Genomic DNA, 18,619 nt, shown 5'->3' on the forward strand with positions numbered 1-18,619 from the left:
TAGAAAATTAGTTTTTGTAATTTACTACTGACAATAAATTATGGTTTTAACGATAAATTTTCACTTTAATTACTTGATTAAGATAGTTTTAACAGTATAACTGATGTAAAATGGCTACATTTTTCTATAAATTAATATAATAACGTATATATTTTAAATTTTGTCAATAACTGGCATTTGCAGTATGTGGGTAGTTTGTTATAATTAACGCACATAAAAAATATATTGATGTATATTATTGCCAGTTGTATATATTTTTTTATAAAAAAACATCAATACATATTAACCTATCAAAGGAGAATTGATTTTATTATGAGTACACATAACACAAAAGAACCAAAAAAAATGAATAAAACCGAATTTATAGCATTTATGACCGACCATGGTCATAATCATAAACATGCTTCACATAAAACATTAACAAAAGCTGAAGCCGAGAAAGCACTTAATTTAGTTCTTGATAGTGTGATTAGTGCTATAAAGAGCCACCATAATATTAATATAACAGGTTTCGGTTCATTTGAAATACATCATAGAAAAGCACGTGAGGGTCGTAACCCAAAAACCGGAGCAAAAATGAAAATAGATGCTTACAATCAACCTACTTTTAGAGCCGGAAGAAAAATGAAAGAAGCTTGTAATTAAAAGAAGTAACATATTTACAGTACTAATAATTTCCGAACCCCGTTACACGCTTGCGGGGTGACACTAGAAAAACCAGCTCATGCAATAATGCTCTGCAAAAGCCGGAATGATATAGAATACTTCTTAAGTACAATTCATAATGATATTACAACCATTGATAATTGAACGCCTAGAGTTTAACTTAAAACATAATACGCTATACAATAGTTGGCTTATCGAAGCCGAAAATATAGAGCAAGCTTTAAAAGATTTAGAAGAGTTTATATATATTAAGCTTTTTAAGAATAGCATTCCTCTTAACAACAATCCTGATTATCATTTCATCGCTAGGGAAACTTCAGCTACATCTAATGCTAAAAATATTTCTATTGAACAAATAAGAAAATTACAAGACTTCTTAAGTAAAACTTCTGCAATTTCAGGTTATAAAGTTGCAATAATTTATGCTGCAGAGCTTATGAATTTGAATGCAGCGAATTCATGCTTAAAAATTCTTGAAGATGCACCAAAGAATAGTTACATTTTTTTAATTACTTCAAGAGCTGCAAGTATTATTTCTACAATTAGATCAAGATGTTTTAAAATTAATGTTAGATCATCTATCCATCATACTAAAAACGAATTATATTCCGAGTTTATTCAGGCGATAGCAGATAACAAAACGTTAGATTTTATTAATCGCTTTACTACTAAAGACCGAGAATTATGGCTAGATTTTATTGATAATTTATTATTATTAATGAATAGAATCCTTAAAAAATCTGCCAACGTTAATATTGAACTTCTAGATTTGGAAAATAAGATTTTTAATAAACTATCAAATAGACACCCTTCATATTTACTGCAAAAATTTACCGACATAAAAAAGTTAATATATAATACCATTGATTATGATTTGGACTTAAAAACAAGTTGTATATTAGTGGTGAATGAGTTTTCTAGTAATTAACACGATATCACTACGTTCCTTTCTATGTTATCCATAAAACAACAAAATATATTGAGATACTCCTTTTTTTTAAAAATAGTTAATAGATATTCAAGATAGAAAGCGGCTTCCCTCTAGAATATAAATTTAATTTATGTTTTATTTTGACTATTGTTAATTTACTCGTAGTATATATTAGGTTTTAGGAACTTTATAAATTAAATTATTTGCATGTTTAAAACTTTAACACAAAATTTAACGAAGATTTTTGATAAGCTAGTTAGCTCAGGCATTTTGACGGAAGCCCAAATAGATGTTGCTATGCGGGATATAAGAGTGGCGCTTTTAGAGTCAGATGTTGCATTACCGGTGATAAAAGATTTTATAGCGGAAGTTAAACAGAAAGCTTTAGGGCAGGAGGTTATTAAGTCTGTTTCACCTGGACAGATGATAATTAAAATTATCCATGAAGAGATGATCAATCTCTTAGCTTCAAGTAAAAGTGAGACAAAGCTAAATTTAAATTCAAAGCCGCCCGTAAATTTCCTAATGGTAGGGCTGCAAGGGAGTGGTAAAACTACGGCGAGTGGTAAGCTTGCTTTACGGCTTAGAAATCAAAATAAGAAAGTTTTACTTGTTTCTTTGGATACTTACAGACCGGCCGCACAAGAGCAACTCGCTATACTTGCAAACTCAGTACAGATTAATTCATTACCTATTGTGCAAGGTGAGAAACCCCTCGATATTGTCAAAAGAGCTATTGCCGAGGCTAAAATTTCTGCTTATGATGTCGTAATTTATGATACGGCAGGTCGTACACAAATTGATAAAGCGATGATGGAGGAAGCGCTTGCAATAAAAAAGATAGTGGAGCCTACAGAAACTTTGTTAGTAATCGACAGTATGACAGGGCAGGATGCAGTAGTTACGGCAAGTAGTTTTAATGAAAAGTTAGCAATTTCAGGATTAATTTTATCTAGAATTGACGGCGATTCCAAGGGTGGTGCAGCACTCAGTGTAAAATATATTACTAAAAAGCCGATTAAATTTTTAAGTAGCGGTGAAAACCTAATTGATTTAGAAGAATTCGATGCTGAACGTTTAGCTTCTCGAATACTGGATATGGGTGATATTATCTCTTTTGTTGAAAAAGCAGCTAGTATTGTTGATAGAGAAGAAGCCGAAAAAACGGCAGCTAAATTAAAAAAGGGTAAGTTTGATTTAAATGATTATCTTCAGCAAATGAGAAGTATAAAAAAAATGGGAGGTTTTGGAAGTATACTTAGTATGTTACCGGGTAGCGGTAAAATTATGGATCAAATAGATCAATCAAAATTAAATAGTAAAATAATTGCACATCAAGAAGCAATTATTTTATCTATGACGCCAAAAGAACGTAAAAACCCCTATATAATTAATGCTTCTCGTAGGAAACGTATAGCGGTTGGAGCAGGAACTACGGTACAAAAGGTAAATATTTTGCTAAAGCAATATAAACAAATAAGCGAGATAATGAAAAAAGCCAGTAAAATGAATCCTAAAAATCTATTACGTAGCGGAATTGGAAAATTGTTTTCTTGAATTTATATTATAGCTACATTATGTCATTCCTGCGAAGCGGAAATCCAGTCAAGCATTAAAAACAAGTGTTTGTATGGTTATTTTATCCAGTATGTAACTTCTGTAGCAATATTGAAGTTATTTTTCTGGATTCCCGCCTACGCGGGAATGACATCGAGTAGGTTTTCCGATCCATGCAACAATGCCGACTTGATTGCGGGATCCAGTTAAAAATACTAAAATTATATGGATCCTGTGGTCAAGCCACGGGGTGACCTTTTCCTTAAGTTGACACCCATGTGTCTTCGCAGGAATGACATCGACGGTTTTTTTAAACTACCCAGTAGTATAATAAGTAACACATATTGACCTAGTATTAAAGTTAATTAATTTTTAATTTCAAAGCATTTGCAAAAAATGTATAAATATTGATCAAATGATTGGCACTATCTTTTAAATCACTACCACTACCATGCCCACTATCTACACTTCCTAGAAAGTAAGTTTTAGTATTTGGTTTTTTTTCTCAAGCACATACTCACAAATTCTTCCATGTCATGGGTGTACACGCTGCTCTAATACTGAATCTGTAATTAACACAGCTTGGTATTTTTGTGTTAAAGATAAATTCTCTAGCGGTGCATATTTTTTGATATGTACTAAATCTTCTACTTTGGATCACCATATTCTGTACCCAATGAATGTCCTGCTCCGAATTCTTTATATCGTATCAAGTATCGGCACTTCACATGCTATAGCTCCAAATAAATCAGGACGCTGTGTCATTGCAACACTTACTAGCAATCCGCCGTTACTTCCTCTTTTAATTCCTAAATACTCAGGGCTAGTAATATTTTGCTTTATTAAATCCTCTGCTACTGCAATAAAATCATTAAAGCCGGTTTGATGTGTTATTCCTTGAGTCGCCTTATGCCACTCAAGACCAAACTCTCCGCCACCTCTAATATTACCAAGAACACTAACCCCGCCATGTTTAACCAATACTTCATTTTCCATGCGAGAGAAATATGGAGAGTTGATTACTTGAAAACCGCTGTATGCTTCAAGTAATGTTGGATTCTTACAATCTTTGTACCTTTTTTATAGACAATAAAATATGGTATTTTAACTCCATCCGAGCTTGTAGCTTCCTTTTGATCTACAACATAATTTTTGCTATCAAACGGATATAAAGGCTTTCTAATAACTTTTAATTCATGAGTTTTATCCCATAAATAGATAGTGGGAGGAACTATAGAATTTTCTATAGTAATTAATTCATCTTCTTCCTCATCATCAGACAACATACCAAAAATTGTATTTTCATAAGACAGTAAAGTTACCGGTTTTGTTCATTCATGATTTTCTAATGTAAATGTTACTACTTTTGAAAATAACATTCTCATAGCTAGTTAAAAATACCGTATCTTTAGTCATTCCTACAAAATACAATACTTCCCTCTCTGTTGGGGTAAATAATATTTTTAAGCTAGCTTTATCGCTATCTTCTTTTAGAAGATCAGCGTAGTGTATGGCAATAAGTGAACCTGCTTTATATTACTATCTTTAAATTGCCAATCGGAACGCAGTAGCCAAAATACATATTCTTTAAAAGAACCTTCAGGTATTGCATCTGATGGCATATTTATTTTTTATAATTTGAAGCTCTCATCTTTAGTATCTAAAATATAATGATCGTAATTATAAAAAGCCTTATTTGCAGATATAAATATTAAAGATGAAGAAATATTATCGGTAAAAGCTTACTGACTGATACACGTATATAATTCTTTGGTATTTCAAATAGTTTTTTGGCTTTCTCTATAGGTTTTCCTCGCTGCCATATGTAGAGCAAGCTAGGATATAAAGAGTCAGTCACTTCCTCTTGATGCAAAACTGGATAAATATAATAGTATCGTGATCAACCCAAGTAGGGACAGTAAATTTACCTTCTAGTAATTTCCCGCTACTTGTTTTTGGCTCAAAACCATTTTTTACAAAATCTTTTGCTCTAAATCCCATGCTCTAAAAAACATCTCATCCTTACCGCCAAATGACATGGTAATTAAGAAACGATTAGGATTTTGAAAACAATCACTCCCACCTCGATACATTACTTTTTTACCGAGTTTTTTGGATAATTTATCAAAATCGATTAGAACTTCCCAATTTGGTTTATCTTTCGAGTAATTCTCAACCAATGTCCTATGCCATAACCCTTGCGGGTTTTTATAATCCATCCAAAAATTATACACGTAACCTTTACGTATAGCACCAAAAGGAGTTTTTCTTTGATCATAGCAAACAGATTCTATTTCTTTCTTAACTACCTTATAAGTAGGTATAGATTTGCAAGCCTTTGCTGTTTTATCAGTACGCTCTTTTGCCCATTTTAGAGCTTTAGTTTCTTCTAGAAATTTAGTGTCTTTTGGGTTATATATTTGTTCATTATTACTTCCCATAGCTTGAACACAAAAAATTATAAAGTAGTGGGTAATTTTTTCATTATTTTAATAATATCTATTAAATTAAAAGCTTTATTTAAAGTTTTCTTTGAATTAGAATAGTGTTTTATCATACACCTTGAATAACATCAAAGAAGATGCTAGGTTTTGTAGACATTGCTAATTGATTTGCTATTTTGAGGTCTTTTTTAGCGAAAATTAATAAGATTTTTGTAGAAATAGTTATTCATTTTTCAAAAAAATCTTATAATTTGTAGCAAAAAATAACCAAAATTAAATCTTTTTAGCAATGTCCACAAAACCTAAGTTAGCACTAGCAAAAATACAAAATATGAGAGTTATGGCTAATGATTTAAGTATTTATATTCATTGGCCTTTTTGTTTGTCCAAATGTCCGTATTGTGATTTTAATTCTCATGTAGCAAGTATTATAGATCATAATCCGTGGCTTAAATCTTATGAAACTGAAATTGAATATTTTAAGGATATTATTCAAAATAAATATATAAAATCTATTTTTTTTGGAGGCGGTACTCCCTCTTTAATGAATCCTGTAATAGTTGAAGGAATAATAAATAAAATCAGTAATCTAGCAATTATTGATAATCAAACCGAGATAACTCTAGAAACTAATCCCACATCATTTGAAACTGAAAAATTTAAAGCATTCAAAGCCGCCGGGATTAATCGTGTTTCAATAGGAGTGCAATCCTTAAAAGAGGACGATTTAAAAAAATTAGGTAGGACTCATGATTGTATGCAGGCCATTAAAACAATTGAGGCGGCAAATACGATTTTTCTACGAGTGTCATTTGATTTAATATATGCACGTAGCGGTCAGACATTAAAAGACTGGCAAGAAGAATTAAAACAAGCTATGCAGCTCGCTACCTCACATATTTCTCTTTATCAATTGACTATTGAAAAAGGTACGCCGTGTTATAAATTGTTTAAGGAGGGTAATCTGATTTTGCCGCATTCAGATGCGGCAGCTGAAATGTATGAATGGACGAATCATTATCTAGAATCTAAAAAGTATTTTAGATATGAAATATCCAATTATGCTATGATAGGGTATGAATGTTTGCATAATTTAACTTATTGGAATTATAATAGCTATTTAGGTATAGGCCCCGGAGCTCATAGTAGAATCATTGAATCCTCAAGTTTGGTATCGGCAATTATGATGTGGCATAAACCTGAAAAATGGTTAGATGCGGTTAAAACAAAAAATGTTGGTATTCAAACTAATACTAAGTTAACACATCAAGAGATTATTGAAGAAATGCTAATGATGGGTTTACGCCTTAGCAAAGGTATAAATATTTCTACATTAGAGCAGAAATTAAACACGACATTAGAGAATATTTTAGATATGAATAATCTTAAGCATTATCAAGCGTTAGACTTAATTAGACTAGATGAAAATATCTATCTTACCGACAAAGGTTTAATGCTGTATAGCTACATAGTACCTAGATTGATTATATGAAAATTATTCAAGTAATTTTAAAGTTTATAATTATTTTTATTATTGCTTCTATTCATGTTATGGAATGTAAACTTGAGTTTAAAAAAGATATATGTGAATGGTGTTGAGTATGATCAAAAAGTCGAAAATCCAATTACACCGATAGCAAATGCTATTAAAGCAGATAATATTGATGCAGTAAAAAAATATTAGATGAGGGATATGGAGTAAATCAACCATACTTGGGCTGGACTCCTTTAGATTATGCTATATCGAATAATAATATAAAAATTGCCGATTTTTTATTAAAGTGTGGTGCACCTATGAATTTAATCCATATAAATATAGGATTTATGAAGCCGGAAATTGCCGAACTTTTAATTAATCAGGGCATGAGTCCTAATTTAAGATATGAAGGCGGTATTACCGGAATGATGCTAGCCGCAGAAAGAAATAATCTTGATTTAATAAAACTTTTGCTTACGTTAGGTGTTAATCCTAATGTTCAAAATTCTAAAACCGGAATGACTTCCCTTATTATGCATCATCATATCTTAATGTTGAATCTACTCGTATTTTATTAGAATATGGAGCGGATCAAAAATTAAAGATTGCAAAGGGAAAAGAGCTTTAGATTGGATAGCGGTGGATGCTAATAGAACTTTACATGCTTATGACGTAGAATACTATACTGCTTTATTTGTTGCTCCATTTAAAACTAAACTGAAAATTATAAAAGAAAGAAATAGCATAAAGACTCAAAACAAAGAAAAGTAATAAAAAAGCTTCTCAATTCTCACCGTTAAATTTTTGTAGCGTTTCTATTTATACTTCACAAGTTAGGATAAAAACCTATCTTAATTTTCTGCCTTATGTTCTGTCTCTGTCATTGCAAGAAAATTGCATAGCAATTGACGAAGTAAGGAAGAGAAAAAATTCTGATTTACAGAATTCTTTTATTATTTTTTGGGGAGTGCCATGCAGTCTACGACTGCGATGTTGTTAGCCCGATTAAGATATCTTGGTAGCTCAATTGATTTAATAATATCTTTAAGGCTAATATATACTATAGGTAGATTCTCATGTCCTTTATGTACAATCCCCAAAATTAAGTGTCAACTATAGGCGATAAGTTATCACTCTTCTTGGTCATTTGGACGTTATGCAGCATCTACATGCCAATCTCAATCATTATACGGCGATTGAGAGCTTATGTTCATTATGCGAATTATGTCTTGGTGCTACTGCTCTAATAATATTCTTATCTTCTTTATATAATACAGGCAAACTACCAATTATCCCTATTACTCCATACATATGACAAATTAATTCTTCTATTCCGCTAATCCGTACCTCACCGTCATAGGGAGTCATTATATTATAATTTTTTTGATCGATATTTTTTATATGTATAATTTCTGCATTATTATTTCCGGCATCTTTAATTTCTTTTGTATAATTTACATATTTTGTATCTCTAAATATAAATCTTTGTTTTCTTTCAACCAGCTAGTTAATCTAACGATTGTATTGTTTAAATTTTCTAATGTTGCTATACAAGTTTTTTCATCTAAAATTTTCCTCCAAACATCATAGCACGCATTATTATAGTCAATATTAGTATCTTCAATGATGAAATAATCCCCTTCTTCAAAAATATTCTAAAATACCTATAGTATTAATATGAGCATCTTCTATTCAAAGTATAGGATGTACTATTTCAGATATTTTTTCTTTTGGGAATATTGCCTCTACTTTATTAGAATCACCTTGTAAAAATTCTATTCTATTATCTTCTTTTTGATAACTATATTTTAATTGCGCTTTTCCTTGGATTCCCGCTTTCGCGGGAATGACATAAAACGCATTTTTCAATTCAGACAACAATGCTTATAGTTGCTCGCAATGACAATGTCTGGTCTTAGTTAGCAATATCATTAAGATAAATATACTTCCTTATCTAAAGTATCTTCGCTGTTATCTATAATCATAGTAATTGTTGCATCGCCGGTAATATTGATAGTAGTACGTAGCATATCAAGTATTCGGTCAATACCAGCAATAATTGCTACTCCCTCTATAGGTAAGTGAACCGAAGAAAGAACCATAGGAAGCATTATCAAAGAGGCACCGGGAATACCGGCACCACCGATAGATCCAAGTGTTGAGGTGAGAATAATGACTAAATAGTCGTGAGGAGCAAGTGTTACTCCCATCATCTGAGCAAAAAATATGGTGGTAAGAGATAAATTTATAGCAAAGCCGTCCATATTAATTGATGCACCTATCGGAAGTACGAACGAAGTACTAGACTCTGAAATGCCAAGCTTTTCACGACAAACTTGCATAGTAGTTGCAAGAGTTGCCTTACTGCTTGAAGTAGAAAAAGCAAGTATCTGATACTCAAAACTTTTCTTATAAAAAGGTATAGGTGAAACACGACAGAATACACATATAAGTAAGCCAAAAACTAAATATTGGAATGTCATCGCCACAACTACCGCTACAACAAGTTTCGATAAACTAATCATTACCTCAACTCCCTGCATGCCTACAATCCAGCCTGTTAAAGCAAAAGCACCGTAAGGGGATAATTGAATAACAAACGATATCATTTTTAATATTAATTTTGACATTACATGAATTAAATCAGTAATAGGTTCACCGATAGATTTCATTTTGTTTAAGGTAATTCCAACAAAAATAGCAAAAAATACAACTTGTAAGACATCACCGTTTGCAAAAGCTCCAACAGCATTATCAGGGACGATATTTACAAAAAAATCAATTATATTAAATGAAGTTCTGCTTGTCGTTCCTGAAGAGGTGAAATCTATATGTACGCCTACTCCCGGCTTTAATACTAAGGCAACAGTGAGTCCAAAAACCGTGGCAAAAAAAGTAGTACCTAAAAAAGCGACTACCGCTTTCATTCCTACTCTACCAAGGGCAGAATTATCATTCATACTAGTGATACCGGAAACCAAACTGAAGAAAATTAAAGGGGTAATGATCATTTTTATCAAACGTAAGAAAATGTCACCGATAGGTTTAATATAATTAACATATTGTGGTAAGTATATACCAAATATAATACCTAAGATTAACCCTAAGGTAACTTTTTGCCATAATTTCATAATTTACTTACTTAATTTAAATTTTCTCAACTATAAGTTTATTTATTATTTTGGTTAATCCATTCTAAGTACTTTTGAAAGCCATAGTCAATATTTATTTTTATTATTTGTGGTAATTCATAATTATGCATTTCAAGGAGTTTATTTTCAATTTCATTATAATTAGAAGATTTTGTTTTAATTACAAGTCTATATTCAGTTTCTAAAGTTACTCTACCATTCCATCTAAAGTAACTTTTGACATCGTCAATTTGAATGCAGGCAGTAAGATTTAATTCTAACAAAACAGATGCTATTTTCTCGGCAATTTGTAAATCATTAGTAGTAGTTAAAATTAAACAGCAATCTTGCATGCCTAAACCTCAACAAAACAATTCGGTGTTTCATATAGTTTGAGGCTAGTTACGAAGAAGTTTTGACTTACGAAAAGTTTAGGAAAAATTTCATTCTTTAAATGCGTCGCTATATTTTCTGCAGTTGGGTTATTTTGCATGTAATATATTTTTTGACCGGTACAATTTTCTATTTGCTGCCCCATTTCCTTATCGTCTTGATGTAGGATTAAGCTATGATCAAAATTTTCATCAATCCATTTTTTAGCTAAATCCTTAATTAAACCAAAATCGATTACCATACCAAGTTTATCGGTTTTGTTTGCGGCTATAGTGATCTCAAGAACATAGCGATGACCGTGCAGGAATTGACATTTATTTTGATGTTTTATAATTCTATGTCCTGCATCGAACTCAATACGACGAGTACATTTTATCATTATTATATACTTCCTTTCTTTGAATGATTTTACTTTTTTTTTCAAAGAGTAAAAACGGGACCACGTCATTGTGAGGAAAATTACGAAGTAATTGACTAAGCAATCTCAGGAGTTTATTATGATTTCATGAGATTGCCACGCAGCCTACGGCTGCTCGCAATGACAATTTTTTACAAATTTAACAATAACTTTTCAGGATTCTCAATAAGCTGCTTAATTTTTACCAAGAACGATACTCCTTCTTTCCCATCAATTATACGATGATCGTAAGATAAAGCTATATACATCATCGGACGTATTTCAATTTTACCGTCTATAACTACAGCTCTTTCCTCGGTTTTATGTAAGCCTAGAATACCTGATTGAGGAGGATTAATAATCGGTGTAGATAATAATGAGCCATATACGCCTCCGTTAGAAATCGAGAATGTCCCACCTGACAAATCAGCCATAGAAAGCTTACCCTCACGAGCTTGTTTAGCCAAAATTCCTATAGTTTTCTCCACTTCGGCAAATCCCATTTTATCGGCATCCCTAACAACCGGTACAACAAGCCCTTGCTCTGTTCCGACAGCTACACCTATATCATAGTAATTTTTATATACTAAATCATCGCCATCTATTTCAGCATTTACCGACGGAATAAGCTTTAAAGCTTCAATTGTTGCTTTAACAAAGAAAGACATAAACCCAAGTTTCACAGTGTGCTTTTTCTCAAACTCTTCTTTATATTGATTACGCAAAGCAATTACTTTTGACATATCGATTTCATTAAAAGTAGTCAAAATAGCTGCTGTATTTTGTGAATCTTTTAAACGCTGTGCAATAGTTTTACGCAAGCGTGACATACGAACACGCTGCACTCTTTCTTCATTAGATTTACTTATTGCAGGAGCAGAAGTAGTCGTAGTGTTTATTGTTGCAAGCACGTCACCTTTGGTAATTCTACCATCTCTACCTGTTCCTTTTATATTATTGGGGTCAAGCTTATTTTCGGTAACTAATTTTTGTACAGAAGGAGCAAGAGTATTATTAGCCACGGCAGGTTTTTCTGAAGTAGGTTGTGTTACTGGTTGAGCTTTAGCAGATTCATTATTAGTACCGGCAGTATTTACAGATGCTCCTTCATTTATTTCGCCTATTTCTTCGCCAACTGCTACATTTGCACCGTCAGTTTTCGATATTTTACCTATAGTACCATTGCAAGGAGCATGAACTTCTAAAGTCACTTTTTCGGTTTCGATTTCTAACAGTAATTCATCGGTTTTAACCGAATCGCCTTCTTTCTTATACCATTTGGCAATAGTTGCTTCCGTTATGGACTCCCCAAGCGACGGTACTATAATGTTAACTCTCATAATTTATTTTACTCCTATATTTGTATAGCATCGCCCTGTATAGTTTTATCGTCATTGCGAGAAGACGCTATAAGCGTCGACGAAGCAATTTCAGGCAAATTCCTGAGATTGCCACGCTCTTTTAGTCGCTCGCAATGATGATTATTAGGCAATACCCTAAGAATCATATTCCCAATGCTGTCCTTAATAGTTTCTCTTGCTGTTTATTATGTGCTTGCAGCGAGCCTACTGCTGGCGAGGCTGATTCCTCTCTACCTACATATTTAAATTCATTTTTAATGCCTGCTTCTTTTAAAGCATCGTTTAAGTGAGAAACTATATAACACCAAGTTCCCATATTCTTTGGTTCTTCCTGACACCAAATAAATTCCTGCGTCCTATTATATTTTTTTAATAGCGATGCTACAAGTTTTTTTTCAAAAGGGTATAATTGCTCAAGCCTAATAATCGCTATATTACTGTTATTGCCACGCATTTCAAATAGATCGTAATATACCTTACCGCTGCATAAAATTACTTTAGTAATATTGTTTGTATCTACTTTAGTTACTTCATCTAAAACTGGTAAGAAAGTAGTATTTTCACCTAGCTCGTCAAGTTTAGATACGGCATATTTATGACGTAATAATGATTTCGGCGACATTACGATTAACGGTTTACGGGTATCATCAAGTATTTGGCGACGTAGCAGATGGAAAATCGAAGCAGGGGTAGTAGGGTATGTAACATACATATTATTCTCAGCCGCCAGTTGTAAGAACCTCTCAAGTCTTGCCGAACTATGCTCCGGTCCTTGTCCCTCAAATGCATGAGGTAACAAAACCACAAGCCCGCTCATACGAAGCCATTTAGTTTCGCTGCTTGAAATAAACTGGTCAAAAATAATCTGAGCTCCATTAGCAAAATCACCGAATTGTGCTTCCCATAACACTAAATTGTTTGGGTTTGCGAGTGAATAACCATACTCAAAACCAAGCACCGCATATTCAGATAAATTACTATCGGCTACCTCGTATTTTGCTTGTTCTTTAGATAAATTATTTAGAGGTATATAGGTAGTACCATCAATTTGGTTGTGCAATACTGAATGACGATGCGAGAAAGTACCGCGTCCCGAATCTTGTCCGGTTAGCCTTATATTTGTACCTGAAGCAAGCAAGCTTGCAAAAGCTAGCTGCTCTGCTGTCGCCCAATCAATAGGTTGATCAGCTGTTAGAGTGGCTTTTCGAGCTTCAAATAGTTTTACAAGTTTTGGATTAACGGCAAAATCTTTCGGTATTTCGCATAGTTTAGTGCCTAAATCGTGTAATGTTTTTTTACTGATACCCGTTATTGTAGCTTGTGTACGAGTACGAGAAATACCTTGCCATAATCCGCCTAAGCAATGTGCTTCTTGCTTATAACTTTTTGCCTGCTCATATTCCTTATCTAGTTTTGCTTTAAATTCTTCTTTTAACTTAGCAAAATAATTATTGTCGATTACACCGCTTTTTACTAACTCATTTGCGTAAATATTTCCAGGGGTCAGTTTGTTTTTAATAATGTTATACATCTTGCCTTGAGTATACATCGGCTCATCGCCCTCATTATGCCCATATTTACGGTAACAAATAATTTCTACTACAACATCCTTACCAAATTTCTGCCTGTATTCTACCGCAATATTGGTGGCTTTTAACACTGCTTCTATATCGTCACCGTTAACGTGTAAAATCGGGGCAGCTATGATTTTAGCAAACTCCGTAGAATATCTACTAGCTCTAGTATCTGCAGCATTAGCCGTAAAACCTAACTGATTATTAATGACGAAATGCAATATCCCGCCGATATCATAAGCAGCTAAAGGTGACATTGATAGACTCTCGGCAACCACGCCCTGACCGCAAAAAGCAGCATCGCCATGTACTAAAATAGCTTTGACTTTGCTGCGTTTAGTATCTCCAAGCATATCTTGCTTTGCTCTTACTTTTCCTGCAACTATAGGATTTACCGCTTCTAAATGTGAAGGGTTATCGGCTAGCGACAAGTGTATTTTCTTATCCTCTAGAGTTCTATCGAACGAATAGCCTAAATGGTATTTTACATCGCCTGAAACATTTAGCTCATCAGGAAATACGTTGCCGCTTATGAAGCCCGCAATAACGGCTTTATATGGCTTACCTACTACTTTAGTTAGAGTGTTTAATCTCCCTCGATGTGCCATACCGATAACGATTTCTGAGACGCCATGATGCATGGATAAATCTATAGCTTTACTCATAGCAACTATAGAAGCATCACCACCCTCAATGGAAAAACGCTTAGTTCCTGGAAATTTTGTATGTAAATACTGCTCAAACCCTTCTACTTCTACTAAATCATTTAAGATAGTTTTTTTGTCTTCAGAAGAAAACGTCACTTCGCTTTCTAGCTTATTATATAACCAATTTTTTCTTGCTACATTTTCTATTTGCTCAAACTCTACACCTATAGAACCTGTATAAACTTTATCGAACTTGGTCACTAATTCAGATAATTTACAGTTCCAAGTACCGACAAATTCATCCGTAATATTGATATTTTCTTCTAGCTGACTGCTATCAAGACCAAAAGTTTCTATATTAAGCTTTAAATCATTTTTTGTTTTACGTAGCTCAAGACCAAGCGGATCAAGATTCGCTAAATAGTGAGCATGCTTGCGATAAGCATTGATCATTTCCTTAGCTTTTAAACTATTTAAGTCTTCAGAAGATAAATTATTATTTAACGATTCTTTTTTTATTTCATCAGGGATAATTATTTTTGCCGTACTTTTATTGAGTAAAGTATTATTATCCTGAATGCCGGCAAAAAATTCTTGCCAAGTTTGATCAACCGAGGCAGGGTTGGCTAGATATTGCTTATATAGCTCTTCAACAAAAACAGCATTCCCGCCAAATAAATAACCTGTTTTTTTAAAGTCTTCTTCCATATTATTGTTTGTATTGTTTAGTTGTTGTCATAAGCCGTCATTGCAAGCGACTGCAAGGAGCGTGGCAATTTCAGCAATTCTTCCGAGATTGCTTCGTCAATTACTGCGTAATTTCCTCGCAATAACGATTTATTACTATAAATACTTCCCTTCTAAATATCTTATATACACCTCAGGGCTGATTTTTTCCTCACCGCTAGCACTTTTTAATAAATCGGCTGAATTTTTTAATGAACCGAGATTTCTAAAATTCTTATTTAGATAATTATTTAAATTACTAAAATCACCCTTTAATATATCATCTTTTATATTTGAATGCATCTCTGTTACTTTTTTCATCACCATTGATGCGATAATTGCACCGTTTGTATAGGCGGGAAAGTAACCGAAATTTCCGTGTGACCAATGAATATCTTGAAGACAGCCGTTACTAAAACTTACCGGTTTAACGCCTAAGTATTCCTGCATCTTACTATCCCAACAGCTTGGTAACTCATCGAGATTCAAGTCGCTATTGATAAGCATTTCCTCTATCTCAAAACGTAACATTACGTGCATCGGATAAGTTAATTCATCTGCATCTACTCTTATAAAATCAGGCGTCACTCTTGTAATTTTTCTATATAAACTTGCTGCTGAATATTCTTCGCTTTTAAGAGCAAATTCGTCTCTAAGTAATTTAGCTAAAAATTCGGTAAATTCTCTTGATCTACCTACTTGCATTTCCATAAATAAAGCTTGGCTTTCATGGAAGGCCATACCTTTAGCAAGCCCAACCGGCTGCCCTTTATACATTTCCGGTAGATTCTGCTCATATAAAGCATGTCCTGTTTCATGAATAATTCCCATTAAACCGCTTATGAAATTATCTTTATCATACCTAGTAGTTAAACGTATATCGTTTGGCGTTCCACCGCAAAAAGGATGAGTCGATTCGTCTAATCGTCCTTTTGTTAGATCAAACTGCATAATTTCCATAATGCGTTTTCCAATACGCTTTTGCATTTCAGGAGCTAGTTTGCTGTGTTTTACTAGTTCTTTCTCAGTTTTCTGTTTTTCTAAAACTTTATTTATGAGCTGCGGGAGTTCTTTTTTAAGTACTGAAAAAACTTGTTTGATCTCGCTACTTTTTCTGCTTGGATCAAACATATCTATTAATGAGTTGTATAATTCACAATTAAAAGCATCTGCTCGTACTTTAGCAACTTCTTTCGTATAATCTAAGACTTTTTGTAAGTGTGATTTGAATAAATTATAGTCGTTATGTTTTCTTGCTTCTCGCCAAACAAGTGCGGCTTTAGTAGTAGCTGCTACTAATTTCTTTTGTAGCTGCTCGTCAATACAATTTGCATCTGTTACTTTTCTCTCAATCTCTCTAATATTACCATTCTGCCATTCATCAAGGTTCTTTGATTCTTCTTTTGCCTTGCTAAGTAGCTCCTTTAGAATAGGCGATTTGAGCATAGAATGAACTAGCGACGTTAAAGTTACTATTTCGTTTGTCCTACTCTCACCTGAACCCATAGGCATATTTACGGCAACATCCCAGTATAATATGCTCAAGATATTATTAAAATGTGAGATAGTTGCAAATTCGTTTTCTAATTTTGTGTAGTTGTTGTTCATATGTTCCCTATTATGTCATTCTCGCTTTCGCAGGAATGACATAAAAACCGTACCGCTAGTGCCTATTACAAATGCAACAACTCCTTTGCTGCTTTTAAACTTGCTTTGGTTATTGTTTTACCTGAAATCATGCGGGCGAGTTCCTCCTGTCTTTCAGCTAAATTTAAAGTTTTTACCGTTACTTTCGTTTCTTTCTCTAGCTGTGTTTTCTCGATTTTTATATGCAAATCCGCTTTACCTGCTACTTGCGGCTGGTGCGTAATAACTATTACTTGAGTAACGCTACTAAGTTTTTTTAATCGCTCACCTACTTTATCTGCGACCTCTCCGCCAATCCCGACATCTATTTCATCAAATATAATAGATGGTTTTACCATTTTATCAAACAAAGAAGTTTTTAAAGCTAACATGAATCTTGATAATTCACCGCCGGAAGCGATTTTATTAATTGCTGCAGCTGCTGTTCCCGGGTTAGTAGACGCTTTAAACACAATATCGTCATTACCGTCGGCTGTTGGTTCTTTAGCATTTATCTCAATCTCAAAAATTGCTTTCGCCATTTTAAGCTGCTTTAGTTCCTGATGCAACGATTCTTCTAGATGTTTTGCAACAATAAGACGCTTTGCAGATAAATTACTCGCTAGTTCATAATATTTTTTCTGCAGTAGTACTTCTTGAGCTTTCAACTCATTACTATTTGCTATTTTGTGTTTTAATATACTGAGCTGCTCTAAAGATTTATCTAAAAATACACCTAACGCATCAGCAGGAACATTATATTTACGGCTAATAGCTTTTATTAAAAATAATCTTTCTTCTGTTTCTTCAAGATTATATTCCTCATAATTGAAACTATCTAACAGATTTGATAATTCTTGGCGTGCTTCTTCTAGATTATTATAGGCTGCCTCTAAACTTGTAACGATAGCTTCAAAACGCTCATTGTTGCCTTGCCTTGCTAATAATTTCTCTGCTCTATTAATCGATGTATTTATTTCAGGGTTATTAATCTGTTCTAGAATATCTTTTATTAGCTGTAAATCCTTATCTTTATTTTGCAAATCTTTTCGTATATTTGCTAATTTTTCTTCTTCACCTGTTTGAATGTTCAGTTTAGTTAATTCTTCCGTTGCAAAGCTCAAATAATCAATTTCTTGTTCTATAGAATTTTGTTTAAGTGTTATTTCGGCCATTTCTTTCCGAGTATTTTGCCAAGCCTGATAGCATTTGGAAAGCTCCGCTCGAAAGTCCAAAAGATTTCCATAACTATCTAAAATATCACGCTGCGTATTTGCTTCTAGAAGAGAAATATTATTATTTTGTCCATGAAGCTCGAATAAATAAGTAGCTAATTGCTGCATAAGAGCTTTAGTAACCACTTGATTATTAATGAAAAAATTTTTTCGTCCTTCGGCTTTTTGCAGACACTTTACAAACAATAACTCTTCAGGTTCAATAAAATTTTGAATCAGAAAATTTTTTATTTCTTCATTTAAAGAGAATATTATATTAACAACAGCGTACTCTTTTCCAGGCTTTATTATATTATTTGAAGTTTTATAACCTAAGCAAAATAAAATAGCATCAAGTAAAATAGATTTACCGGCTCCCGTTTCACCGGTAATAACACATAAACCTTTATTAAACTCAATTTCCAGCTCGTCTATCAGAATGAAGTTTTTAACTGAGAGACTGTAGAACATATGC

At 33.2% G+C, this 18,619-nt stretch carries 15 protein-coding genes and 1 pseudogene; 5 read left to right on the forward strand and 11 right to left on the reverse strand.

Going from position 1 to position 18,619, the window contains the following annotated elements; translation table 11 throughout:
- Positions 1-312 precede the first annotated feature (312 nt).
- From BTU51_RS01235 to ffh, 3 genes are all read left to right on the forward strand, one after another.
- A complete protein-coding gene (locus tag BTU51_RS01235; protein WP_004996579.1) occupies positions 313-645 on the forward strand; it encodes an HU family DNA-binding protein in 333 nt (110 codons plus the stop codon).
- 139 nt (positions 646-784) lie between these two features.
- Positions 785-1,594, forward strand: coding sequence for a DNA polymerase III subunit delta' (locus BTU51_RS01240; RefSeq protein ID WP_012150429.1), 810 nt, complete (start codon positions 785-787; stop codon positions 1,592-1,594).
- Positions 1,595-1,804: 210 nt separating this feature from the next.
- Entirely contained in the window at positions 1,805-3,154 is a 1,350-nt protein-coding gene (ffh, locus tag BTU51_RS01245; RefSeq protein ID WP_012150430.1) for a signal recognition particle protein, read from the forward strand.
- A 361-nt stretch (positions 3,155-3,515) separates the two neighbouring features.
- Here the strand turns inward: ffh and BTU51_RS09015 are convergent.
- Positions 3,516-5,595 (reverse strand): annotated as a pseudogene (locus tag BTU51_RS09015) (prolyl oligopeptidase family serine peptidase).
- Positions 5,596-5,887: 292 nt separating this feature from the next.
- Here BTU51_RS09015 and hemW point away from each other — a divergent pair.
- Complete coding sequence (hemW, locus tag BTU51_RS01290) at positions 5,888-7,090, forward strand: radical SAM family heme chaperone HemW (RefSeq protein WP_012150434.1); 1,203 nt, start codon at positions 5,888-5,890, stop codon at positions 7,088-7,090.
- Between the two features lie 221 nt (positions 7,091-7,311).
- Complete coding sequence (locus tag BTU51_RS01295; RefSeq protein ID WP_012262245.1) at positions 7,312-7,653, forward strand: ankyrin repeat domain-containing protein; 342 nt, start codon at positions 7,312-7,314, stop codon at positions 7,651-7,653.
- Between the two features lie 607 nt (positions 7,654-8,260).
- Here the strand turns inward: BTU51_RS01295 and BTU51_RS01305 are convergent.
- The 10 genes from BTU51_RS01305 to recN all read right to left on the reverse strand — a co-directional run bounded on the left by BTU51_RS01305 (position 8,261) and on the right by recN (position 18,615).
- On the reverse strand, positions 8,261-8,443 hold the full coding sequence (locus tag BTU51_RS01305) for a hypothetical protein (protein ID WP_012150438.1): 183 nt from the start codon (positions 8,441-8,443) through the stop codon (positions 8,261-8,263).
- A gap of 324 nt (positions 8,444-8,767) precedes the next feature.
- Positions 8,768-8,953 carry a hypothetical protein gene (locus tag BTU51_RS01310; RefSeq protein WP_012150439.1) on the reverse strand — a complete coding sequence of 62 codons (186 nt, stop codon included), beginning with the start codon at positions 8,951-8,953 and terminating at the stop codon, positions 8,768-8,770.
- Between the two features lie 53 nt (positions 8,954-9,006).
- Positions 9,007-10,206, reverse strand: coding sequence for a dicarboxylate/amino acid:cation symporter (locus tag BTU51_RS01315; RefSeq protein ID WP_012150440.1), 1,200 nt, complete (start codon positions 10,204-10,206; stop codon positions 9,007-9,009).
- 38 nt (positions 10,207-10,244) lie between these two features.
- Positions 10,245-10,559 carry a divalent-cation tolerance protein CutA gene (gene cutA, locus BTU51_RS01320; protein ID WP_012150441.1) on the reverse strand — a complete coding sequence of 105 codons (315 nt, stop codon included), beginning with the start codon at positions 10,557-10,559 and terminating at the stop codon, positions 10,245-10,247.
- A gap of 2 nt (positions 10,560-10,561) precedes the next feature.
- Positions 10,562-10,978 carry a 6-pyruvoyl trahydropterin synthase family protein gene (locus BTU51_RS01325; protein WP_012150442.1) on the reverse strand — a complete coding sequence of 139 codons (417 nt, stop codon included), beginning with the start codon at positions 10,976-10,978 and terminating at the stop codon, positions 10,562-10,564.
- A gap of 170 nt (positions 10,979-11,148) precedes the next feature.
- Positions 11,149-12,336, reverse strand: coding sequence for a 2-oxoglutarate dehydrogenase complex dihydrolipoyllysine-residue succinyltransferase (odhB, locus tag BTU51_RS01330; protein WP_012150443.1), 1,188 nt, complete (start codon positions 12,334-12,336; stop codon positions 11,149-11,151).
- Between the two features lie 14 nt (positions 12,337-12,350).
- The gene (locus BTU51_RS01335; protein WP_230453510.1) at positions 12,351-12,488 is read right to left on the reverse strand and encodes an alpha-ketoglutarate decarboxylase; all 138 of its coding nucleotides are present in this window, start codon (positions 12,486-12,488) and stop codon (positions 12,351-12,353) included.
- Between the two features lie 11 nt (positions 12,489-12,499).
- Positions 12,500-15,286, reverse strand: a complete 2,787-nt coding sequence (locus BTU51_RS01340; protein WP_012150445.1) for a 2-oxoglutarate dehydrogenase E1 component — start codon at positions 15,284-15,286, stop codon at positions 12,500-12,502.
- Positions 15,287-15,421: 135 nt separating this feature from the next.
- Positions 15,422-16,912 carry a carboxypeptidase M32 gene (locus BTU51_RS01345; protein WP_012150446.1) on the reverse strand — a complete coding sequence of 497 codons (1,491 nt, stop codon included), beginning with the start codon at positions 16,910-16,912 and terminating at the stop codon, positions 15,422-15,424.
- A 65-nt stretch (positions 16,913-16,977) separates the two neighbouring features.
- A complete protein-coding gene (gene recN / locus BTU51_RS01350; RefSeq protein ID WP_012262248.1) occupies positions 16,978-18,615 on the reverse strand; it encodes a DNA repair protein RecN in 1,638 nt (545 codons plus the stop codon).
- Between the last annotated feature and the right edge of the window lie 4 nt (positions 18,616-18,619).

The sequence above is a fragment of the Rickettsia rickettsii genome, from assembly GCF_001951015.1.
GTDB lineage: Bacteria > Pseudomonadota > Alphaproteobacteria > Rickettsiales > Rickettsiaceae > Rickettsia > Rickettsia rickettsii.